This is a genomic window from Paraeggerthella sp. Marseille-Q4926 (genome assembly GCF_916618935.1).
In the GTDB taxonomy this organism is placed as follows: Bacteria; Actinomycetota; Coriobacteriia; order Coriobacteriales; family Eggerthellaceae; genus Paraeggerthella; species Paraeggerthella hominis.
On sequence record NZ_CAKAKF010000004.1, the window covers coordinates 427,935 to 449,281 of the forward strand.

Annotated in this window: 18 protein-coding genes; 13 read left to right on the forward strand and 5 right to left on the reverse strand. The window is 62.8% G+C overall.

Features of this window, described 5'->3' with window-relative positions:
• The first annotated feature begins 2 nt into the window (after positions 1-2).
• The 5 genes from ftsH (at position 3) to LG373_RS10430 (ending at position 6,966) form a co-directional block, all read left to right on the forward strand.
• Positions 3-2,261, forward strand: a complete 2,259-nt coding sequence (ftsH, locus tag LG373_RS10410; RefSeq protein ID WP_225749740.1) for an ATP-dependent zinc metalloprotease FtsH — start codon at positions 3-5, stop codon at positions 2,259-2,261.
• Positions 2,258-3,565 (forward strand): dihydropteroate synthase, encoded by a 1,308-nt coding sequence (folP, locus tag LG373_RS10415; RefSeq protein ID WP_225749741.1) that lies wholly within the window; start codon positions 2,258-2,260, stop codon positions 3,563-3,565. The genes ftsH and folP overlap by 4 nt, the downstream gene beginning before the upstream one ends.
• Positions 3,562-4,389: a biotin--[acetyl-CoA-carboxylase] ligase gene (locus tag LG373_RS10420; RefSeq protein WP_225749742.1), complete on the forward strand. Its 828-nt coding sequence runs from the start codon at positions 3,562-3,564 to the stop codon at positions 4,387-4,389. Before folP ends, LG373_RS10420 begins: the two co-directional genes overlap by 4 nt.
• A 386-nt stretch (positions 4,390-4,775) precedes the next feature.
• A complete protein-coding gene (locus LG373_RS10425) occupies positions 4,776-6,176 on the forward strand; it encodes an MATE family efflux transporter (protein ID WP_181792592.1) in 1,401 nt (466 codons plus the stop codon).
• Positions 6,177-6,366: 190 nt separating this feature from the next.
• Positions 6,367-6,966 (forward strand): biotin transporter BioY, encoded by a 600-nt coding sequence (locus LG373_RS10430; RefSeq protein ID WP_225749743.1) that lies wholly within the window; start codon positions 6,367-6,369, stop codon positions 6,964-6,966.
• 112 nt (positions 6,967-7,078) lie between these two features.
• Here the strand turns inward: LG373_RS10430 and LG373_RS10435 are convergent, their stop codons facing one another.
• The 3 genes from LG373_RS10435 to LG373_RS10445 all read right to left on the reverse strand — a co-directional run bounded on the left by LG373_RS10435 (position 7,079) and on the right by LG373_RS10445 (position 10,222).
• Positions 7,079-8,188, reverse strand: coding sequence for a 3-oxoacyl-ACP synthase III family protein (locus tag LG373_RS10435; protein ID WP_225749744.1), 1,110 nt, complete (start codon positions 8,186-8,188; stop codon positions 7,079-7,081).
• A 688-nt stretch (positions 8,189-8,876) separates the two neighbouring features.
• Complete coding sequence (locus tag LG373_RS10440; RefSeq protein WP_225749745.1) at positions 8,877-9,614, reverse strand: gamma-glutamyl-gamma-aminobutyrate hydrolase family protein; 738 nt, start codon at positions 9,612-9,614, stop codon at positions 8,877-8,879.
• A 44-nt stretch (positions 9,615-9,658) separates the two neighbouring features.
• On the reverse strand, positions 9,659-10,222 hold the full coding sequence (locus LG373_RS10445) for a TetR/AcrR family transcriptional regulator (RefSeq protein ID WP_114567272.1): 564 nt from the start codon (positions 10,220-10,222) through the stop codon (positions 9,659-9,661).
• 204 nt (positions 10,223-10,426) lie between these two features.
• On the opposite strand from LG373_RS10445, the gene LG373_RS10450 reads away from it, so the two are divergent.
• Complete coding sequence (locus tag LG373_RS10450) at positions 10,427-10,918, forward strand: HsmA family protein (RefSeq protein ID WP_114567271.1); 492 nt, start codon at positions 10,427-10,429, stop codon at positions 10,916-10,918.
• A gap of 14 nt (positions 10,919-10,932) precedes the next feature.
• Here the strand turns inward: LG373_RS10450 and LG373_RS10455 are convergent, their stop codons facing one another.
• Together LG373_RS10455 and LG373_RS10460 are read right to left on the reverse strand one after the other, a co-directional pair.
• Positions 10,933-11,868 (reverse strand): HAMP domain-containing sensor histidine kinase, encoded by a 936-nt coding sequence (locus tag LG373_RS10455; RefSeq protein WP_216529356.1) that lies wholly within the window; start codon positions 11,866-11,868, stop codon positions 10,933-10,935.
• 110 nt (positions 11,869-11,978) lie between these two features.
• Positions 11,979-12,674 carry a response regulator transcription factor gene (locus LG373_RS10460; protein ID WP_123192755.1) on the reverse strand — a complete coding sequence of 232 codons (696 nt, stop codon included), beginning with the start codon at positions 12,672-12,674 and terminating at the stop codon, positions 11,979-11,981.
• Between the two features lie 123 nt (positions 12,675-12,797).
• On the opposite strand from LG373_RS10460, the gene LG373_RS10465 reads away from it, so the two are divergent.
• The 7 genes from LG373_RS10465 (at position 12,798) to tsaD (ending at position 21,179) form a co-directional block, all read left to right on the forward strand.
• Entirely contained in the window at positions 12,798-13,607 is an 810-nt protein-coding gene (locus tag LG373_RS10465) for a type III pantothenate kinase (RefSeq protein ID WP_216529357.1), read from the forward strand.
• A gap of 97 nt (positions 13,608-13,704) precedes the next feature.
• A complete protein-coding gene (locus tag LG373_RS10470; RefSeq protein ID WP_114567268.1) occupies positions 13,705-15,393 on the forward strand; it encodes a formate--tetrahydrofolate ligase in 1,689 nt (562 codons plus the stop codon).
• 424 nt (positions 15,394-15,817) lie between these two features.
• On the forward strand, positions 15,818-16,429 hold the full coding sequence (locus LG373_RS10475; RefSeq protein WP_114567267.1) for a cyclodeaminase/cyclohydrolase family protein: 612 nt from the start codon (positions 15,818-15,820) through the stop codon (positions 16,427-16,429).
• 14 nt (positions 16,430-16,443) lie between these two features.
• Positions 16,444-17,295 carry a bifunctional 5,10-methylenetetrahydrofolate dehydrogenase/5,10-methenyltetrahydrofolate cyclohydrolase gene (locus tag LG373_RS10480; RefSeq protein WP_225749747.1) on the forward strand — a complete coding sequence of 284 codons (852 nt, stop codon included), beginning with the start codon at positions 16,444-16,446 and terminating at the stop codon, positions 17,293-17,295.
• 4 nt (positions 17,296-17,299) lie between these two features.
• Entirely contained in the window at positions 17,300-18,094 is a 795-nt protein-coding gene (locus tag LG373_RS10485) for a nitroreductase family protein (RefSeq protein ID WP_216529359.1), read from the forward strand.
• A 105-nt stretch (positions 18,095-18,199) separates the two neighbouring features.
• Entirely contained in the window at positions 18,200-18,706 is a 507-nt protein-coding gene (gene tsaE / locus LG373_RS10490) for a tRNA (adenosine(37)-N6)-threonylcarbamoyltransferase complex ATPase subunit type 1 TsaE (protein WP_114567264.1), read from the forward strand.
• 4 nt (positions 18,707-18,710) lie between these two features.
• On the forward strand, positions 18,711-21,179 hold the full coding sequence (gene tsaD / locus LG373_RS10495) for a tRNA (adenosine(37)-N6)-threonylcarbamoyltransferase complex transferase subunit TsaD (protein ID WP_216529360.1): 2,469 nt from the start codon (positions 18,711-18,713) through the stop codon (positions 21,177-21,179).
• Positions 21,180-21,347 lie beyond the last annotated feature (168 nt).

A 21,347-nucleotide genomic window follows, 5' to 3' on the forward strand; every position in this document is an offset into this window, starting at 1 on the left:
TTATGGCACAGCAAAACAAACAATCACAGTTTCAGCAGCCGAACCCTCGGACGACCGTCATATCGGTCATCTTGTTCATGATCATTGCCTTTTTCGTAGGGCAGCAGTTCATGAACATGTCCACGTCGGGGTCTATGCCTACCGATCGCCTGATCACCTCGGAGTTCGTTCAGGCCGTCGAGCAGGACCGCATGACGAAGGTGGTGTACAACGCGGGCGACTACACGGTGTCCGGCACGTACTACCCGGCTATCACCGCGGGCTCGACTGCGGCCGACGCGTTCAACGGGGCCTTCCAGGCGCTGAACGCGAAGATGGCAACCATCAAGAATCCTGAAACGGGCAAGGCCTTGGGCGGCGTGGGAACGTCCGACTTGAGTTCCGTGACCTTGGGCAGCGAGCACAAGTTCACGTCCACGTACGCAGGCGGTTCCATCGGCGAGCTGATGGCCGCTCACCCGAACGTGCCGTACGAGGTGCAATTGCCTAGCCCGTGGGCCAGCATTCTGTCCACGCTGCTTCCCATCATCCTGATCGGCGGCCTGCTGTTCTTCTTCTTCAATTCCATGCAGAAGGCGAACAACTCCCAGATGAGCTTCGGCAAGGCTAAAACCAAGAAGAGCATCGAGGAGCGCCCCGACGTCAAATTCTCCGACGTTGCCGGCGTGGACGAGGCTGTAGAGGAGATGCAGGAAATCAAGGACTTCCTGGCGAATCCCGCCAAGTACCAGTCCATGGGCGCGAAGATTCCGCGCGGCTGCCTGCTGGTGGGCCCTCCGGGCACCGGCAAGACGCTGTTGGCGCGCGCCGTCGCTGGCGAAGCGGGCGTTCCGTTCTTCAGCATTTCCGGCTCGGACTTCGTCGAGATGTTCGTGGGCGTGGGCGCGTCCCGTGTGCGTGACCTGTTCCAGCAGGCGAAGGAAGCTTCCCCTTCCATTATCTTCATCGACGAGATCGACGCCGTGGGCCGTCAGCGCGGCACCGGTTTGGGCGGCGGTCACGATGAGCGCGAGCAAACGCTCAACCAGTTGCTGGTGGAAATGGACGGTTTCGAGGCCAATGATTCCGTGGTGCTGATCGCGGCGACCAACCGTGCCGACGTGCTCGATCCCGCCTTGCTGCGCCCCGGCCGCTTCGATCGCCAGATTGTGGTGGACGCGCCCGACGTCAAGGGTCGCGAGCGCATCCTGCAGGTTCACTCCAAGGACAAGCCTTTGGGCAGCGACGTCGACCTGGCAAAGGTGGCGAAGCTCACCCCCGGCTTTACCGGTGCGGATCTTTCCAACCTTATGAACGAGTCTGCGCTGCTGATCGCCCGCCGTGGCAAGAAGATCATCACCCAGCAGGAAGTCAGCGAGTCGATGGAGCGTGTTATCGCAGGTCCCGAGCGCAAGGGTCGCGTGTTGGACGAGCGCACGAAGCACACCATCGCGTACCACGAGAGCGGACACGCCCTGGTGGGACACCTGCTGCCCCATGCCGATCCCGTGCATAAGATATCGATCATTTCGCGCGGCCGCGCGCTGGGCTACACGTTGTCCATCCCCAAGGAGGACAAGGTGCTCAACTCGCTGGGCGAGATGCGCGACGAGCTGGCCGTGTTCATGGGCGGTCGCGTGGCGGAGGAGATCTTCTGCGATGACATCACCACGGGCGCTTCGAACGACCTTGAGCGTGCTACCAAGATGGCGCGTGCCATCGTGACGCAGTACGGCATGAGCACCGAGCTGGGCACGCAGGTGTTCGGCCAGCCCAATCACGAGGTGTTCCTGGGTCGCGACTACGGCAACACGCAGGATTACTCCGAGGAAACGGCGCGCCGCATCGACGACGAGGTTGCGCGCATCATGAAGGAAGCGCACGATCGGGCGTACGACATTCTGGTGAGCCATCGCGAGCAGATGGACCTGATGGCCAACGTGCTGCTGGAGCGCGAAACCGTGGAGGGCGAGGCGTGCTTGGCCTTGCTGGACAACACGTGGGACGAATACCTGAAGCACGAGGACGAGATCATCGCCAAGAAGGAGGCGGAGGAGCGCGCCGCGCGCGAGCGTGACGAGAAGCTTGCCGACCCCAATTGGAAGGAAGAGCCGATCGAGCCGGGCGATCAGGATCCGAATCCGCCGTTCCGCGCGCCCGTTGCGCCGGATGCGGTGGCGCCCGCTGCGCCTTCGAACGACCCCGCTGCTCCTGCGCCGTCTGACGCTTCTGCGGGTCAGCCCCAGTCCAACGATGAGAAAGGCGACGGAACCGCACGATGATGTGGCGTTGCGCTGACTATACGTTTGATACCAGGATGCCCATCGTGATGGGCATCCTCAACGTTACCCCCGACTCCTTTTCGGACGGCGGTATGCACGATGCGCCCGAGGAGGCGCTGGCTCATGCGCGACGCATGATGGACGAAGGGGCCCGCATTATCGACGTGGGCGGCGAGTCCACGCGCCCGGGCGCGCAGCCCGTGTCCGAGGCTCAGGAGATTGCCCGCGTGCTGCCCGTGGTGCGCGCGCTTGCATCCGAGGGCGTGTGCGTGAGCATCGACACGCGACATGCGGCCGTGGCTCGCGCGTGCCTGGAGGCGGGTGCGGCCATCGTCAACGACGTGTCGGGATTCACCGATCCGGCCATGGTGGAGGCCGTGAGCGAAAGCACGTGCGGGCTGGTGGTCATGCACATGCAGGGCGAGCCTGCCACCATGCAGGACGACCCCACGTATCGCGATGTCGTGGTCGAGGTGCGCGACTGGCTGCGCGATCAAACGGCCATGCTGGAGGCCAAGGGCATCGCGCGCGACCGTATATGCCTTGATCCTGGTCCCGGATTTGGGAAAACGCCGCAACAGACACTGGAGCTGGTGCGCAATTTTCAGGAGCTGGCGCGCTTGGGCTACCCCGTGATGGTGGCGGTTTCTCGCAAGAGCTTCCTTGGATATGCGTACGGCATCGAAAACCCTGCCGATCGTGACGCCGTGTCCGCTGCTGAGGCGCTCATGGCTTGCGAGCTGGGTGCGAGCGTGGTTCGTGCGCACAACGTGAAGGCTACCGTGGAAGCGCTCAAGGACCTGCGTCCGTACGCGCTGGTCGGGCTGGGCTGCAACGTGCCCTTGGTGGCAAGCCCGGGCGAGGAGCGCGAAGGCAAGATCGCCATGCTCAATCAGGCCATCACCGAGATGTGCTCGCTGCCCGACACGCAAATCATCGACATATCGAGCTTTTACGAAAGCGAGCCGGCCTACTACCTTGACCAGGACGTGTTCGTGAACGCCGTGGTGCTGCTGCGAACCGGAATTGCCCCGAAAGAACTGTTGGGCTACCTGCAGGCGATCGAGAACAGCCTGGGCCGCGTGCGCCAGATCGAGAACGGTCCGCGGACGTGCGACCTCGACATTCTGGACTATCAGCTGTACGTGGTTGATTCGGAAGTGCTCACGTTGCCCCATCCTCGTTTGCTCGAGCGCGATTTCACCGTGAAGCCGCTCCTGGAACTGCATCCCGGTCATGTGCTGGCTAACGACGTTGTGGTGACGGACGAAGGCGTAACGGTGGGGAAGGCCGCTCGGTTGTGAGCCAGCTGACGCTTCGCGTGCGCGACCTTGATCGTGTTGCTTCGACGAACGACGAGGTGAAACAGGCGCTTGAGGCGGGCGAGGACGAAGGCCTGGTGGTGCGCGCTCGCGTGCAGACGGGCGGCTACGGTCGGCAGGGCCGTACGTGGGTCAGCCCCGAGGGCGGGCTGTACTGCTCGTGGCTGCTTCGTCCCGAGGTTCCCGCATTCACGCTGCCGACCTTGAGCCTGGTCGTGTCGATGGCCGTTCGCCGGGCGTTGGCTGGCCTTTCGCCTGACGCGGTTCAAGCTGTAGCGATCAAGTGGCCAAACGACGTGGTGCTGGTATCGACGACGGCTTCCTGCGCTAGCTCGGCGCCCTCTGCGACGCCGATCGCGATGGACCGTTCGATGTTCAAGAAACTGTGCGGCATCTCGCTGGAGGCGCATGCGGGCGGGGTGTGCGTGGGAACGGGCGTGAACGTCATTCCGCCGGTCGAGCGCGCCGAAGTGGGAGGCAAGAACGTACCCGCGTACGTTGCCGACATTGTTCCAGCGTTGGCGCACGAGGAACCCGCGGATGCGCTCGACCGCGTGTTCGATGCAATCGCAACCGAGTTTTCCCTGCTCTACCAGCTGTGGACGCGCGATGGGTTCGAGCCGCTTGCCGGTGAGTACAACGAGCATGCGCTTCTTTCGGGCAAGCAGGTGCGCCTGGTTGATCGAAAAGGGACGCTTATCGCGGAAGGGACGGTTGCGCGGGTTGATTCCTTCGGCCGGCTCGTGTTGTGCGACGACGCCGGCCTGGAAACCCCCGTCACTTCGGGCGAAGCCCATATCGCGTAGGGTTGCCCTTGCAGGGGAGATTGCGGCGTCGCAATCGCATTGTCGCCTGAAACGTACGCTTTCTGCTCGAAAAGCGTACGTTTCGGGCGACAATATGGATGGCGCCGGGACATTGAAGCCGCTGGGCCCTTCGCGCGTTCCGCGCTTTCCGCTTCCGCTTCCGTATCCGATCTCCGAGCCTTCGTGGAGTATGCATACGGTTCCTCGTAATGTGCTCGAAAGGGAGTACAATAGAGCGTTCTCTTTGTACGAAATGAGCGAAAGGCAGCATCGAAGGCATGGTAGCAACGAGTGAAACGACGCCGTCCGGGTCTCTTCAGACGGCGCCTCCGCAGGGTTCCGGATCGCCCGAACGAAAGCATCCGAAAGAAGATAAAGTCACGCGCATGGGCACGGCGTCCATTCCTCGCCTGATCGTGGAATTTGCCATCCCCTCTATCCTGGGCATGTTGGTGAACGGCGCATACAACCTGATCGACTCCATTTTTCTGGGGCAGGCCATGGGCGAGATCGGTCTGGCTACGGCAACGGTTGCCATGCCTATTATGACGGTGTTCATGGCTATCGCCATGCTGGTGGGCAATGGCGGCAACGCATTGGCCGCGCTGCGCATGGGCGAAGGCAAGCGCGACGAAGCCGAGCGAAGCTTGGGCAACACCGTTTCGCTTTCTATCGTCATGTGCATCATCGTGGCCGTGATCGTGCATATTCCGATTTGCATAGACGGATTGTTGAAGGTGTCCGGTGCAACGCCGGAAGATTGGGAATATGCGCGCTCGTTCATCCAAATTATCTCTCTGGGATTCATTTTCCAGTGCATCGGCATGGGCGTGAACAACTTTATCCGTACTGCCGGTGCTCCTAACCGTGCGCTCTCCACCATGATTATTGGCGCGGTGGCCTGCACGGTGTTCAATTACTTGTTCGTGATGGTGTTTGGCTGGGGCGTGCAGGGAAGCGCGCTCGCCACGGTGTTCGGCCAGGCAATCTCGTGCGCGTGCGTGCTGTGGTACTTCATCTTTACTAAAAACGTTCCCATGAAACTGCGCTTGCGCAGCATGCCCCTTCATGGTCGAACGGTGGGTCTTATCATGTCGCTGGGCCTGGCAAGCTTTGCGGTTCAAGCGGGCATGGCCGTGGTCAACTTCGTGCTGAACAACCTGCTGAATATGTACGGTTCCATGAGCGTTTTGGGTGCGGAAGGGGCCCTTGCATCTATCGGCGTGGTGCAACGCGTGGCCATGTTCGCCGTTCTGCCGTTGATTGGAGTTGCCATCGCGATACAGCCCCTGCTGGGCTTCAACTACGGCGCCCACCTGTTCGAGCGTGTGAAAAAGACGCTCTGGTACGGTATTTTCGGCGCTACGGGCATAGGTTTGGTGCTGTGGGCCCTCGTGCACATATTCCCGGAAGAGATCGTGGGCTTTTTCGGCATCGTGGATCCGAACTTGCAGAACTTCACGGTGTTCGCGCTGAAGGTGCAGCTGATCATGCTTCCGTTCATTGGGTTCCAGATCGTGGGATCGAACTACTTCCAGGCTACGGGTCAGCCTGCGAAGTCCATCTTCTTGTCGCTGACGCGTCAGATTCTGTTCCTGGTTCCGCTGCTTGTTTGCCTGCCGATGGTTTTGCCGGGTTGGTTCCCTCAGTTCACCAGCTTGGATGCGCTGTATTTCGCCACGCCGATCTCGGATTTCCTGTCCATTTTTGTTACGGTTGTGTTCATCGTTGTAGAAATGGGTCGACTCAAGAAGCTCGAGGCGGGCGAGATCAAAGCCAAGTTCTAAAAAGAAGCGCGGTATCGGACTGTTTGAACGATACCGCGCGTTCATGTTTGCAGCCGTGCGCTTGCTTCGGTTTGCTTTGCGCGAATCGGCGATTGTCACCCTTGCGATGACCTCTTGATTCACAATTAGGGCAACGTGCGCTAGCATAGACGCCTTGCAGTATCGAGTTGAGATGAAGGAGAGTCTTCGCATGGAAGAAGCACGCAGCAAGGTGCAGAAGAAGGGCGCGGCGTCCCGCACGCGCTCGATAGCGTTTGTCGGCCTTTCGATCGCCATCATGGCCGTTTCCGCTTGGGTGACCGTTCCGCTGGGTCCGGTTCCGTTCACGTTGCAGATGTTCGCGTTCGCGTTTGCCATTCTGGTGCTCACGCCCAAGCAATGCCTTGCCGCGATTGCCGGCTATCTGGTGCTGGGCGCTATCGGGTTGCCGGTGTTTTCCAGCATGCGCGGCGGCATCGGCGTTCTGGCGGGTCCCACGGGCGGTTACTTGTGGGGATGCCTGGTGGGCGCAGCAGTGGTGCTTCTGGTGCTGCATGCGCTGCGCGGGCGTTTCGAGGGCGACGGGAAAGTTTCCGTGGTGAAGGGGCTGGTGCTGGACGTTGCCGTTTGCCTGGTGTTTCTGTGCGTGGTGTACGTGTGCGGCTGGGCGCAGTTCATGGCGGTGACCGGGACCGATCCCATGGCTGCGTTCATGACCACGATTGCTCCGTTCGTGGTGGTCGACGTGCTGAAGATGGTGGCGGCTGCCATCTGCGCACGTGCCGTACGCGCTGCCGTGCCGCAGCGATAAGCGCGACGACAGAGCGCGCGTATCCGCGATGCGGGTTCGCACATGGAACGGGGAGGGGCGAGGTCGTTGACCTCGCCCCTCCCCGTCTATCTCACGCTAGAAGCGCAATTTCCTACGCTTGGTAGACGACGGCGCCCGAGGTGAAGCCGCCGCCGAAAGCCACAAGCACCACGATGTCGCCCGGTTTGATGCGCCCGTTTTCGTATGCGTCCGCCAAAGTCATCGGCACGCATGCGGCCGATGAATTGCCGCGATGGGCAATGGAAACCTGGAAGAAGTCAAGCGGACGCCCCATTTTCTTCGCAGCGTATTTGATGATGCGCTCGTTAGCCTGGTGGGGGACGACAAGCGCCACGTCATCAAGCGTCAGGTCCGCGCGTTCCAAAGCGGAGAACACGGCGGTGGCCATGGCGTCTGCCGCGAACTTGAACACCTTCGGCCCGTCCATGCGCAGCACCTGGCGCGGTTCGCCGGCTGCAATCAGCTGTGCTATGCCCAGTTCTTCATCGATGGACGTCAGCGATCGATCGTTCGATCTCGCATCGTTGTTCACGCCGTCCGCATCGAAGGGAACCGGGGAGTCGTAGGCGGCAGGGCATGTGAGCGCATTGGAAGGATCGTCCTCGTTTGCAATGAAGCTGCTCAAAATGCCGGCACGGTCCTGGTTCCATTCCACCACGGCCGCTCCGGCACCGTCGCCGAACAGCACGCACGTGTTGCGGTCGTCCCAGTTGGTGATGCGCGACAAGCGCTCCGAGCCCACGATGAGCGCCCGGCGAATGGGGTTGCGCCCCTTTGCGCCTGCGACGTTGGGCGCGCATGCCGCCATCATCGATTCTGCGACCGAGAGGCCGTACACGAATCCTGAGCATGCGGCGTTCAAATCAAATGCCGCGGCGTTCGAGAGCCCCAGGCGTTTGCGCAGCAGCCCCGCGCACGAGGGGACCATCACGTCGGGCGAGATGGTGGCGAAGATGACAAGGTCGATTTCGCTGGCGTCCACGACGCGCTCCGCGTAGCCGCCTTCGCTCCAGCCGAGTGCCTGACGCGCGGCGCTTTCGCTCAGGTCGGTGCTTGTTTCGTCAGAGGCGATGCGTCGGCTTTCGATGCCGGTGCGCGACGCGATCCATTCGTCGCTTGTGTCCACCAGCGTTGCCAATGCGTTGTTGTCGACGTCTAGCGCGGGAAGCGCTTTCCCGCATCCGATGATCGTGCAGCCCATAGTGCTCCGTTCCCGGCCGCCAGGCAGCCGTGCCTGGCGAGCAAATACTTTGATAATCAAACTAAAAGCAGTATAGCATCGGCGCCGAGGTTGCATCGGGCGGTGCGGCTTGCTTTACGGAAACATCAGGCTACCTTCACAATGGGATTCGGGCAAGGTGCGCTTTGAGGCGCGCTTTGAGGAGGGGGCGGCGGCGCGCGGCTTGAGGGCGGATGCGCTTTCGGCTGCGCTCCGCGCGGGCTCCCTGCGTGCGGTTCTGCTTCGGCTTCGCGCGTCCTGTCAAAACGAGCGAGTTTTGCTGGTCCTCGAACCAGGATAAAAGCTGCTGACGGCTGCATGACCTGGGGCGATGCAAAACGCGCCCCAGAAGCTGCTCCCTCAGGGGCGGAAAATCGCCGCAAAACTCGATTGTTTTGACAGGAAGCGATCGGGCTTTCGCTGCTGGGTTTGTTTGGCGCGGCTTGGGGCATCGCCGAGCGCCGCATGCTGCACGCCGTGGCGGCCGCAACGTGCGGCTTCGGCATGTTAGCGCTTTGCGCGTCGCACGGCCCCGATGCCATGTATCCCGCATCTCGCATCCCGCGCTTTGCGCGCCGCACGGCCCCGATGCCCGTGCATCCCGCATCCCGCATCCCGCGCTCTGCACGGACTCGGCGCGCCCGCGTTTCGTCCCGCGCGCTGATGCGCCCTAGCGCGCGGCGTCGGCGAGCGCCTGGAACAGGGGAGCGTTGTCGTCCAAGTACTCGGGGTGCCACTGAACGCCCAGGAAAAACGTGCGCGTGGGATCTTCCAAGCCTTCGATCAGCCCGTCGTCGCTGACGGCCGACACGCGAAGCGACGGTGCGACCTCGGATACCGCCTGGTGGTGCATGGAATTCACGGTGATCGTGCGTTGCGGGCCCTTGACCTGCGGATCTGCCTGAAGCGCGCGTCCTAGCGCGCTGTCGACAACAAGGCGAACGCTTTGCTGCGTCACGTCGTAAGGCGGCTTTTGCTGATGCTTTGTCAGGCCGCAGGCGTGCACGTCTTGGTGCAGCGTGCCACCAAGGGCTACGTTCATGACCTGCATGCCGCGGCAGATGCCCAGCGTGGGAACGTCGAGTTTGTGCGCGAGTCGGGCAAGCTCCAGCTCCAGCGCGTCGCGCGTGTCGAACACGTAAGTTGTTTCGGGAAGCTGTTCGCGGTCGCCGTATCGGGTCGGCGCGATGTCGCCTCCGCCGGCAAGCACCAGCCCGTCGATGCGTTCGATAAGCTCGCGTGCGATGCGTTCGTTGTCTTCGTCCGTGCCGTCTATCGGCGGCAGCAGAACAGGCACCGCTCCCGTGGCGGCAACGCGTCGCACGTACTCTGCCGTAACGCGTTCGACGGGAACGCGCTCGTCCTTTTGCTCTTCCACCACGAAGGTGGTCGTTATGCCGATGATCATGCGCTCGTTCCCCTTCCGGCGCGGGTTGCACCCTCTTTGCGTTCTTAGTACAGCGTTCGTCTGAGCAGCTCGAACAGCGTTTCGCAGGAAAAATCTCCCCGTTTGACGGAGGTGAGCATGCTGGCCCATACGAAAACGCACAGGGGTTCCGGCGCAAGGGGACCCTCGAGCCGTTCTTTGACGATGCGGGGATCGCGCTCGATTGCGTAGATCAGGCCTTTTCGGATGTGCGCAAAGCACGCTTCCTCGCGCAGGTGTGCGGCGGCAAGATCGTGCGTGTTGAGCGTAGATACCTCCGCCAGCCAGTCGTTGCGAAACTTCTCGAGGGCGACCGAAAGCTTGGCGGCAAGGTCTCGGCAGAGATCCACGAAGTCGCCGTTTGCAGCGGCCAACGGCATGAAACAGGAAAGCGATTCGTTCCAGAATTTTCCTACCACATCGTTGACCAGGTCGGACTTTGTGGGATAGGAGTTATAAACCGTGCCAACGGCAACGTCGCAGGATCGTGCGACCTCCCGGATGCTCAATCCCGAAAGGCCTTTCGTGCTGGCCAGCTCGAATGCTGCATCCAGTACCTGTTGCTTGGTGATGACGGGCTTATTACCCATGGAAGCCTCCCGTACGAAGGGTAGTCGGTGCGCGAACGACCCTCATTGTAGAGGAAGGATGCGAACGCGGGCGTGAAGAAACCGTGGCGATCTTCCAGACTGCTTGCCATGAGCGGGCCCTCTTTCTAATATGAACCTTGTTCATTAATGAACGAGGTTCATGTATATAGACGGGCGACAGCCCGATAACGAAAGGAGCATACAATGAGCTGGGATTTGATTGCAGCGAGCACCGCTATTACGTTTGCGCTGATCCTGTACACCATCGGCGTGTTCGGCGAGCGTCGGTCGGGGACGCTGTCGCTCCGTCACGTGGTTCTGTTCTGGGCGGGTCTGACTTGCGACACGACGGGAACCATGCTCATGAGCAACATCGCGCAGCAATCGGGCGCATCGGGCTTCGGCGTGCATGCGATCACCGGCATGCTGGCCATCGCGCTCATGTTGATTCACGCCACTTGGGCAACCGTCACCTACGTTCGTCAAAACGAGCGTTCGATGCTGCGATTCCACACGTTCAGCACGGTGGTATGGCTTGCTTGGCTGGTTCCGTACATTATTGGCATGCTGGTGGGCATCCCCGCCATTCACTTGCAGGCCGTGTGCGCTATCGGAACGAGCGTCGTGATCGTTGCCGTTCTTGCGTTCGTGCTTTTCCGTTCGACGCGCCGCCATGCCCATCACCCGGCACGCTAGCGTTTTCGCGCAGCTTACCGTCCCGGCTGGTCGGTGCGGATGTCGGCTGGGATGGACGGCAAGGCGATGATGAAGCAGGCGCCGCCGTCGGGCAGGTTGATGGCCTCGACGGTGCCGTCATGCGCTTCGACCACGGATTTCACGATGGCCAGGCCCAGCCCCGTGCCGCCCGTTCCGCGGCTTCGCGAGGCGTCGGTGCGGTAGAAGCGGTCGAACAGGAGTTTCGGATCTACGTCGCCGAAGCCGGTGCCGTCGTCTCTCACGGCGATGATGGAGTTGCCCCTCAACCCGAACAGCTCGATGGTGATATGGCCGCCCAGCTCGATGAATCGGCTTGCGTTCTCCACCAGGTTCGTGACGGCCTGCTTGAGCCTGTCGGGATTTCCCAGCACGTCGGGCGCTTCTCCCATGATCTCGGTGTGCGCCTGCCGGTCGCGTAGGATGGGCTCCAGCGCATCGACCACGCCCGAGGCAAGCTCCCGAAGGTTCACGCGCGAAAGCTCGAAGGGCATGCTGTCGTCTTCTATACGCTGAAGGGTGAGCAGATCGTGCGTCAGGCGGCTGAGGCGCTCGCTCTCGTTGATGATGATGGAACAGAACTTATCGTGCAGCTCCGCAGGAAGGTCGGGGTCTTCCAGCATTTCGGCGTTGCCGCGGATGGCGGTCAGGGGGGTCCGCAACTCGTGGGCAACGTCGCTGATGAAGGCAGCTTGGCGACGCTCTTTCAGCGCCAGATCGTGCTGCTGCGTCTTTGCCGTTTGAACAAGCGCACGGAAATCGTTTGCCAAATGGTCGGCCTCCAGCATTCTGCCATCCGCCTCGATGGACACGTCCATGCCGGATCGGTACGCGGCGGTTTTCTTGGCCAGCATGCGTAGCGGCTCTGACAGAAAATGACCGATGACCAGGCTTAAGGGAAACGTAACCAGCAGGACGGGAATCAGCAGCAAAAACGCCCTCGGCGGAGTGCCGAAGGCGAGAAGGCAAACCAGGAGAACAACTGCGCTGGCAAGCAGCGAAAGCAAGGTTGCCAGCAATGAAAAATATGTCTGTAGCCTTTTTATTGCTTGAACCTGTATCCGTATCCGCGTACCGTTTCTACCAGGCCGGGATCGTAACCGGCGGACTCAATCTTATCACGCAGACGCTTGATGTGCGTGTCCACGGTCTTGGTTTCGGTCAAGTATTCCCAACCCCAGGCGTCGCGGAGCAGATCTTCGCGCGAAACCACTTTTCCGGCGTTCTTCATCAGGCTGGCCAGTAGCTCGAATTCGCGCGGCGTAAGCTCGATTTCGCCATGCTGGCCCGATGCCGTGTGGGCGTCTTCATCCAGGGTAATACCGCTTGCGGTGACCGCATGGTTGGCTCCGGGGAAATCTCCGCCCGATCCGCGGCGCAGCAGCGCGCGCACACGTGCGATCAGCTCGCGCACGCCGAAGGGCTTGGCCAGATAGTCGTCCCCGCCAATTTCCAGGCCGACCACTTTGTCCAGCTCGGTGTCGCGCGCCGAAAGGAACAGGACGGGGACGGTGGTCTTCGAGCGCAGGCGACGGCACAGCTCGTAGCCGTCCATGCCCGGGAGCATGATGTCAAGAACGAACAGGTCGTAAGAGTTTTTCGTGGCCAGCGCCAGGGCGTCTTCGCCGTTGTCCACGACGTCGGTGTAGAAGCCCTCTTTTTTCAGAGCGTAGCTGACGAATTCGGTTATCGACGGCTCGTCGTCTACAACGAGGATGCGATGCGGGGTGTCGTTCATGTGGTGCCTTTCTATCAGATAGGTCCCGTGGCCGCTGCCTGACAGATGAGCGTAAGCGGGTTGCTATAATGACGAGAGCAACTATAAACATTTCGGGCGCCGTATAAGGAGACTGTCAGAAACATGTTACTTGCTATCGACGTGGGGAACACGCAAACGGTATTCGGCATCTACCAGGAAGGGGCTCTTCGGTTTCGGTGGCGCGTGGCCACCAACAAACGCCATACGTCGGACGAGCTCCGCGTCAAGCTGGTGCCTTTGCTGAGCTCCGAGGGGATTGCGTTCGACGACCTGGACGGCGTGGCGCTTGCTTCGGTGGTTCCGCAGCTGACGGCGGCGTGGTGCGATGCGACGAGGCGCATGATCGGCAAGCACGCGCTGGTGTGCTCGGCTGAAACCGCAGGGAATTTGTTCGAGGCTGACTATCCCAACCCGCACGAGATCGGCGCGGACCGCGTGGCCGACGCAGTGGCGGCGAAGGCGTTGTACGGCGCGCCGGTGATCGTGGTCGATTTCGGCACGGCCACCAACATGGAGGTAGTGGACGATCAGGGTCGGTTTGTGGGCGGCGTGATTGCCCCGGGCATCGAAACGTCGTCGTCGGCGCTGTTCGATCATGCGACCAAGCTGGGCGCCATCGACCTGGTCGATCCCCATACCGCCATCGGGCACAACACCGAGCAGGCCATTCAGGCGGGCATCGTTTACGGCGAGGCCGATCGTGTGGACGGGCTGGTGCGCCGTATCTTCGATCAGCTGGGCTACCAGACCACCGTGGTTGCTACGGGCGGGCTTGCTTCTCGCGTGGCCGCCCAGTCGCAGACCATTACGACGACCAATCCCGATCTGACGTTGGAAGGATTGCGCTTGGTGTACGAGGCGTCGGCGGATCAGGCGGAATGCGGATTGTGCGACCGCATTGCCCTATCCTAAGACCTTCGACCGCATGCCCGCCGTTTTATGCCGCTGCGCACGCTATACTTCATGATTCCGAAAAGTCCAGACCAAACCAAGAAAGTGAGGGCCCGACGTGTTGAGTGACATTGAAATTGCCCAAGCGACCACCCCCGAGCACATCAGCGCGATCGCCAAGAAGGCGGGCGTGCCGGAGTCGTACCTGGAGATGTACGGCACCAACAAGGCGAAAGTCGACTACAACTTGCTCGCGGACGTGGAGCACGCGCCGGGCAAGCTCATCCTGGTCACGGCCATCAACCCCACGCCGGCCGGCGAAGGCAAGACCACCACGACGGTAGGTTTGGCCGATGCGCTGGCCCTTCAGGACAAGAACGTGGTCGTGGCTCTGCGCGAGCCTTCGCTCGGTCCCGTGTTCGGCATCAAGGGCGGCGCGGCGGGCGGCGGATACGCCCAGGTCATTCCCATGGAGGACATCAACCTGCACTTCACGGGCGACTTCCATGCCATCGGCGCGGCCAACAACCTGCTGGCGGCTCTGCTGGATGCGCACATCCACAACGGCAACGAGCTGGGCATCGACGTGCGCAAGATCACGTGGAAGCGCGTGGTGGACATGAACGACCGCCAGCTGCGCAACATCGTGGACGGTTTGGGCGGCAAGGCGCATGGCGTGCCGCGCGAGGACGGCTTCGACATTACGGTGGCCTCCGAGGTCATGGCCATTTTCTGCCTGGCCACTTCCATTACCGATCTCAAGGAGCGCCTGGGCCGCATCGTGGTGGGCTACACCTACGACGACAAGCCGGTTACGGCGCACGACCTGCATGCCGAGGGCGCTATGACGGCGCTGCTGAAGGACGCCTTGAAGCCGAACCTGGTGCAGACGCTCGAAGGCACGCCGGCGTTCGTGCACGGCGGTCCCTTCGCCAACATCGCCCACGGCTGCAACTCCATCATGGCCACGCGCATGGCCATGGCGCTGGGCGATTACTGCGTGACCGAAGCCGGCTTCGGTGCCGACCTGGGTGCGGAGAAGTTCCTGGACATCAAGTGCCGCTTGGCGGGCCTCAAGCCCGACGCCGTGGTCGTGGTTGCCACGGTGCGCGCGCTCAAGAATCACGGCGGCGTGGCGAAGGCTGACCTCAATGAGGAAAACCTGGAGGCCCTGGAGGCCGGCCTGCCCAACCTGCTGCAGCACGTGGAGAACATCACGAAGGTGTACAACCTGCCGTGCGTCGTTGCCATCAACGCGTTCCCGACCGACACCAAGGCCGAGCTGGACCTGGTGGAAGCCAAGTGCCGCGAACTGGGCGTGAACGTCGCGCTGTCCGAGGTGTGGGCGAAGGGCGGCAAGGGCGGCCAGGCGCTGGCCGACGAGGTGGTGCGCCTGTGCGAAGAGGGCGACGCCGAGGGCCGCAGCGCCGAGACGTTCGAGTTCTCTTACGACGACGACCTGACGCTGGCTCAGAAGATCGAGGCCATCGCGAAGCGCATCTACCACGCCGACGGCGTGACGTTCGAGCCGGCTGCGAAGAAGGAGCTGGCGCAGCTTGAGGCGCTCGGGTTCGGCAACATGCCCGTGTGCATGGCCAAGACCCAGTACTCGTTCAGCGACGACCAGACCAAGCTGGGCGCGCCGCGCGACTTCACGGTGACCGTTCGCCAGGCGAAGGTGTCTGCAGGCGCTGGTTTCGTGGTGGCCCTGACGGGATCCATCATGACCATGCCCGGCCTGGGGAAGAGCCCGGCTGCGTTCAAGATCGACGTGGACGAAACCGGCAAGATTTCCGGACTGTTCTAATCGTGTTCCGCCGTTCTCCGAACGGCGGAACACGCCGACGCTGCGGGCTTCCACGGCACTCCATCTCGACCCTTTTTCGCTTGCCCTCACGTGCGAAGCACGCTCGGCCGCGAAACGGGCCGATCTGGGGCACCGTGGAAGCCCTCGCTGATTTACTACGCCAACCTGGGCGACCAAAGCTTCGGCGGGGCGCTCGCTCTCCGTCATCGGGCGGCCCTCTCCGCTCCCTCGCGCTCCCTCCGCCGTGGAATTCCTGCCAAACCGGCCTGTTTTTGGGCGGCAGGCGCTGTTCGGATGCGGGCTTTCTGGCACAATGACCGTTTCAAGAAAAGGCGCGTAGAGCGCGTTCGGAACGTGTTGCCGTCGCGCACCCGGTTTCCGGTCAGCTGGAATGCGCTTTGGACTTGCCTGCGAGGAGGCCCGAATGGATACGAAGTTCATCGAGGAATTGGCTAGCTCCGCTCCAACGCCGGGCGGGGGAGGGGCTTCCGCGTACGTGGGCGCGCTGGCTTCGGCCCTTGCTTCCATGGTGGGGAACCTGACCGTGGGCAAGAAAACGTACGCCGATGTGGAGGCCGACGCGTACGTGACGCTGGAAAAGCTTGCCGCCGTGCGGGAGCGTTTGATCGAGCTGGTGGACGAGGATGCGCGCGCGTTCGCGCCGCTGGCCGCTGCGTATCGCATGCCCAAGGCGACGCCCGAGGAGCAGGCGGCGAAAAACGAAGCGCTGCAAACCGCGCTTGTGGGCGCATGCGACGTCCCCCTGGAAATTATGCAGCGCATTGCGGAGGTGGTCGAGCTGACCGACTTCCTGGCGTACCACGGCAGCCGGATGGCCCTCTCCGACGCCGGCGTAGCTGCGGCGTTCGCGCGCGCCGCCGTGGACGGGGCGAGCCTCAACATATTCATCAACGCCGCTTCGATGGATGATCGCGACCGGGCCGCGCGCTATCGCGACCAGGCCAACGCCGTTGCCGATTCCGTTCGTGCTCAGTGCGACGATCTGTTCGCGCACGTCAAGCAAGCTGTTTCGTAAAGGAGCCTGATCGTATGGCCATTCAGCTGAGAGGGAAGCCCGTCGTCGATCGCATGGCGCAGGATATGAGCGTGCGCATCGAGGTTCTGCGGCGGGAGGGAATCGTTCCCACGCTCGCTCTTGTGCGCGTGGGCGCGCGTCCCGACGACCTGTCCTACGAGCGCACGGCCGTCAAGCGCGCGGAAAGCCTGGGCATCGCGGTCAAGCCGTACGTGCTGGACGAATTCGCTCCGCAGGCTGCCTTGCAGGCAACGCTCCAGTCCATCAATTACGACAAGACCGTGCACGGGTGCCTCGTGTTTCGCCCCTTGCCCAGCTTCATCGACGAGAAGGCCATGTGCAACGCGCTTGCTCCGGCGAAGGACGTCGACGGCATATCGCTTGCCTCGCTGGCCTCCGTGTTCACCGATGCGAGCGACGGGTTTCCGCCGTGCACCGCTGCGGCCTGCGTTGAAATGCTCGACCATTACGACGTGCCCCTGGTGGGCAAGCACGTGGTGGTGGTCGGCCGCAGCCTGGTGGTGGGCAAGCCGGTGTCCATGATGCTGCTGCGGCGCAACGCCAGCGTGACTATCTGCCATTCCCGGACCGAGAACCTGCCGGCCATTTGCCGCGAGGCCGACATCGTTATCTGCGCGACGGGGCGCGCGCGGGCGTACGGGGCCGAGTTCTTCAGTCCTGGTCAGACGGTGCTCGACGTGGGCATCAACTTCGATACGCACGGCAAGCTGTGCGGCGACGTGAACTTCGACGAGGTGGAGCCCATCGTGGGCGCCATCACGCCGGTGCCGGGCGGCATCGGAACCGTGACCACCTCGGTGACGATGGCTCATACCGTGGCTGCCGCGGAAGCATTGCTGAGGTAGCGCGATGCGGGTTGAGATCGACGAGGCTCGCTGCATCGGGTGCAGCAGGTGCGCAGACGATTGCGTAGCCGATGACCTGCGCATTCAGAACGGAATCGCCCAGGTTTTGGGTCGGTGCATCCTGTGCGGGCATTGCGTGGCCGTGTGCCCGACGGGTGCCGTGTCCATTTCCGGCTACGATATGGCCGACGTGGAGCCCGCCGAGCCGCTTTCTCGCTTCGTCGACGCGCACGATCTGCTGCAGGCGATCAAGTCGCGGCGCAGCATTCGGAGGTATCGGCCTTGTGCGGTGGAGCGCCAGAAGATCGACCTGATCTTGCAGGCCGGACGCTACACCGCCACGGCTAAGAACGCGCAAGGGTGTCGGTTCGTGGTGGTGCAGGACGGCCTGGACGAGCTCAAGCGGCTGGTGTGGGGCGGCATCGAGGACGTGCTCGCTTCGCCTGGATCCGATCGGCCCCGATGGGCTGCGCAATGCGCTCTGTTCCTGGAGGGCGTGAAGGCGGAACCCTCGCGCGACTTTCTGTTCCGTAACGCCCCCGCGGTGGTGTTCGTGGCGGCTGATCGCGCGGACGACGCCGGTCTTGCTTCGCAGAACATGGAGCTTATGGCCGCATCGCTTGGCCTGGGCATGCTTTTCAACGGGTACTTGTGCCGTGCGGCCGAGGGGCTTCCGGCGGTGAAGTCGTGGCTGGAGGTGCAGGATCGCCCGCTTCAAACGTGCATGCTGCTGGGATATCCGGCGGTGACGTACCGTCGCACCGCTCCGCGCCTGCCCGGCGACTTCGTGGTGAAGTAGCGCTTCTGCGCGCGTTCGGGACTTTCGGGGCAGGTACGCGCGCCTTGCATGGGGATATTCCGAAACGGCTCCCGCGTCTTGCCGGGTTGTCGTATCATACGGGGTATGGCTAACGGGTTAACATACACGCGCAAGACCACGTCGTCCGAGGCGACGAAGCAGCTTGCGGTCACGCTGGCGCCGTATCTGCACGCTGGCGACGTCATCGTGCTTACGGGCGATCTGGGCGCGGGCAAGACGCAGTTCGTGCAAGGCGTGGCGGCTGGCCTGGGCGTTCGCGACCAGGTGACCAGCCCAACCTTCAATATCTTGCTCACGTATCCCGGCGGCACGCTGCCGCTCTATCATTTCGATCTGTATAGACTGGACTCCGCCGACCAACTGGAGGACACCGGCTATTACGAAACCATAGATGCCGACGGCGCGTCGTTCATCGAATGGGGCGAGAAGTTTCCCGAGTCGCTTCCGTACGGGTATCTGGAGGTGTGCATTTCGGTGGATTCCGAAGGGAACCGCTCCGTGGAGGCGCATGCGTACGGCGATCGGTCGCGCCAGCTCTTGTTTCTTTGGGCGAAGGACTCCAAGTCGCGCCTTATGAAGTCTGCGAGGTAACCAGGTGGGTGAAGCTGCTCCGCGTCCGCAGGGCGCGTCTGCGCGTGCAACGTACGTGCTTGCATTCGACACGGCTAATGAAGTGATCGCCATCGGGCTGGGCGCGCTGCATTCCGAAAGCCGTACCGTCGAATTGGTCGCGTCGGTCGAGGCGGAGGCCCGCCGCGCGTCGAATACCCAGCTGCTGCCGCGCATCGACGCGGCTTTGGCCGAAGCCGGCGTCTCGCGCAAGCAGATCGCCTGCGTGGTCGTCGGGCGCGGGCCGGGGTCGTTCACGGGCGTTCGCATTGCCATGGCAACGGCGAAAGGCGTCGCTTCGGCGCTTGAGGTTCCCCTGATTGGCGTGTCGTCGCTTGACGCGGTGGCATGGAACGCGCAGGCCGACGGCGCGCGCGGCGCCTTGGCGGTGGTGGCGGACGCCATGCGCAAAGAGGTGTATCCGGTGCGCTACACCTTGAACGACCAGGGCATCGAGCGCTTGGAAGCCGATCGCGTGGTGAAAGTCGAAGCAGCTGCGGAAGAGCTGACGGCAGCGGGCCTGTCGAATCTGCTGATTGCCGGAGATGCGCTGCGCAAGTACGCGGACCTGTTCGATCCATGCGGATCGGCGCTTGCCGAAGCGCTCTGGACGCCTACGGGGCGGGGCCTTTTGCTGGCGCTGCAAGCTGCATGGCGTGCGGGCGATGCGGATCCGTTCGACGCGGTTGCGCACGATCCGGCGTTCGCGTTGCCGGTGTACACGCGCTTGTCGGACGCGGAAGAGAACGAGCGCATTCGCCTGTCCAAGAACGATCCGCGCAATTTGACGGCTGGTGTGCAGGACGTGGCGCCTCGGCGAGACCAGCGCGCCAGCATGCACGATACGGCGATTTTGAACGCGCGTCCCGATGCGAGCGGCATTACCTACAAGCCGCTTGACGCTGCCCATGCAGCCGATGTTGCGGCTTTGGAATCGACGGTCATGGGTTCGGATGCTTGGAGCGCAGCGCTGGTTGCAGACGAGCTGCCGCGAGGCGATCGCACCTGGTGGGCGGCGTACAGCCAGGATCATTTGATCGGCTATGCCGGCGGATGGGTGGTCGACGGGCAGGTGCAGATCCTCAAAGTGGGGGTGGATCCGTCGTGGCGTCGGTGCGGCATCGCTCGCGAACTGCTTGCGCGCGTGGCGTCCGATGCGCGCGATTTGGGCGCTTCGACGTGCTCGCTTGAGGTTCGCGCGGGCAACAAGGGCGCGCATGCGTTCTACGAGGCGCTTGGCTTCCGGTCGATCGGCACGCGTCCTCGGTACTATTCCGACGGCGAAGACGCGCTCATCCTGGAGGGCCCCTTGCCGCTGGCCCAGCACGACGTTGCGGGCATGGCGCTGCACATCGACGAAGCGCGCGCTTCGTCGCCTGCGGGCGCGTCCTCTTGCGCGGAGGCTTCCGATTTCGTGCGCCCGCTCATTTTGGCCATCGAGTCGTCGTGCGACGAGACGGCAGCGGCCATCGTGGACGGCGCGGGCACGTTGGTGTCCGACGTGGTGGCTTCCCAGATAGACTTCCACGCGCGGTTCGGCGGCGTGGTTCCCGAGATCGCCAGCCGAAAGCATATCGAAGCCATTTGCGGCGTGTGCGACGAGTGCTTCGACGTTGCCGCTGATCATCTGGGCGTTTCTCGGTTGAAGTGGAGCGACCTCGACGCTGTTTCCGTGACGTACGCACCGGGGCTGGTCGGCGCGCTGGTGGTGGGCGTCGCATTCGCGAAGGGCGCTGCCTGGGCTGTCGAAAAGCCGTTCATCGGCGTGCATCACCTGGAAGGCCATCTGTATGCGAACAAGATCGGCGCGCCCGATTTCGCGCCGCCGGCTGTGGTGTCGCTTGTGTCGGGCGGCAATACGCTGCTTGTGCACATGAAGGATTGGGGCGATTATGAAACTTTGGGAGCCACGATCGACGACGCGGTGGGAGAGGCGTTCGACAAGGTAGCGAAGGCGCTTGGCCTGGGGTATCCGGGCGGCCCTGTGATCTCGCGCGAGGCGGCCAAGGGCGACCCGCGCGCTATCGCGTTTCCGCGCGCCATGATGCATTCGGGGGATTTGCGCTTCTCGCTTTCGGGGCTCAAAACCGCCGTGGTCACGTACATCAACAACGAACGCGCGGCGGGCCGCGACGTCAACGTGCCCGACGTGTGCGCCAGCTTTCAGCAGGCGGTTGTGGACGTGCAGGTGAAGAAGGCCGAAATGGCTTTGCGGCAAACGGGCGCGCGCACGTTCTGCCTGGGCGGCGGCGTGGCGGCGAATCCGGTGCTGCGCGCTGCGTACGAAAGCTTGTGCGAGCGCTTGCGCGTACGCCTGGTCATGCCGCCCTTGAGCGCGTGCGGCGACAACGCCGGCATGATCGCGCTGGTGGCGCTCGATCGCTATCGGCAGGGCAAGTTCTTCGGCTTGGACGCCGATGCCCAGGCCCACGCCAACTTGGACGAGCCGTACTAGGAAGCCTGTCCTCCAGGTTTCTCCTTTGAGGTTGCGCGTCGCTCGGGGCTTGCGGGCCTGCTGCGGGCGCGCGGCGCGCGGCGCGGAACGGTCGGAGCAACAATTGCGTGATGGCGAGACGTCTGCCGCGCCGCGCCCGGCGCGCGCCGCGGGGTCGAGGGATTTCGC

Coding starts and splice junctions, on each gene's coding strand:
- ftsH (WP_225749740.1), top strand. CDS start 3: ATGGCACAGCAAAACAAACAATCACAGTTTCAGCAGCCGAACCCTCGG.
- folP (WP_225749741.1), top strand. CDS start 2,258: ATGATGTGGCGTTGCGCTGACTATACGTTTGATACCAGGATGCCCATC.
- LG373_RS10425 (WP_181792592.1), top strand. CDS start 4,776: ATGGGCACGGCGTCCATTCCTCGCCTGATCGTGGAATTTGCCATCCCC.
- LG373_RS10430 (WP_225749743.1), top strand. CDS start 6,367: ATGGAAGAAGCACGCAGCAAGGTGCAGAAGAAGGGCGCGGCGTCCCGC.
- LG373_RS10435 (WP_225749744.1), bottom strand. CDS start 8,188: ATGGGCTGCACGATCATCGGATGCGGGAAAGCGCTTCCCGCGCTAGAC.
- LG373_RS10440 (WP_225749745.1), bottom strand. CDS start 9,614: ATGATCATCGGCATAACGACCACCTTCGTGGTGGAAGAGCAAAAGGAC.
- LG373_RS10445 (WP_114567272.1), bottom strand. CDS start 10,222: ATGGGTAATAAGCCCGTCATCACCAAGCAACAGGTACTGGATGCAGCA.
- LG373_RS10450 (WP_114567271.1), top strand. CDS start 10,427: ATGAGCTGGGATTTGATTGCAGCGAGCACCGCTATTACGTTTGCGCTG.
- LG373_RS10460 (WP_123192755.1), bottom strand. CDS start 12,674: ATGAACGACACCCCGCATCGCATCCTCGTTGTAGACGACGAGCCGTCG.
- LG373_RS10465 (WP_216529357.1), top strand. CDS start 12,798: ATGTTACTTGCTATCGACGTGGGGAACACGCAAACGGTATTCGGCATC.
- LG373_RS10475 (WP_114567267.1), top strand. CDS start 15,818: ATGGATACGAAGTTCATCGAGGAATTGGCTAGCTCCGCTCCAACGCCG.
- LG373_RS10480 (WP_225749747.1), top strand. CDS start 16,444: ATGGCCATTCAGCTGAGAGGGAAGCCCGTCGTCGATCGCATGGCGCAG.
- LG373_RS10485 (WP_216529359.1), top strand. CDS start 17,300: ATGCGGGTTGAGATCGACGAGGCTCGCTGCATCGGGTGCAGCAGGTGC.
- tsaE (WP_114567264.1), top strand. CDS start 18,200: ATGGCTAACGGGTTAACATACACGCGCAAGACCACGTCGTCCGAGGCG.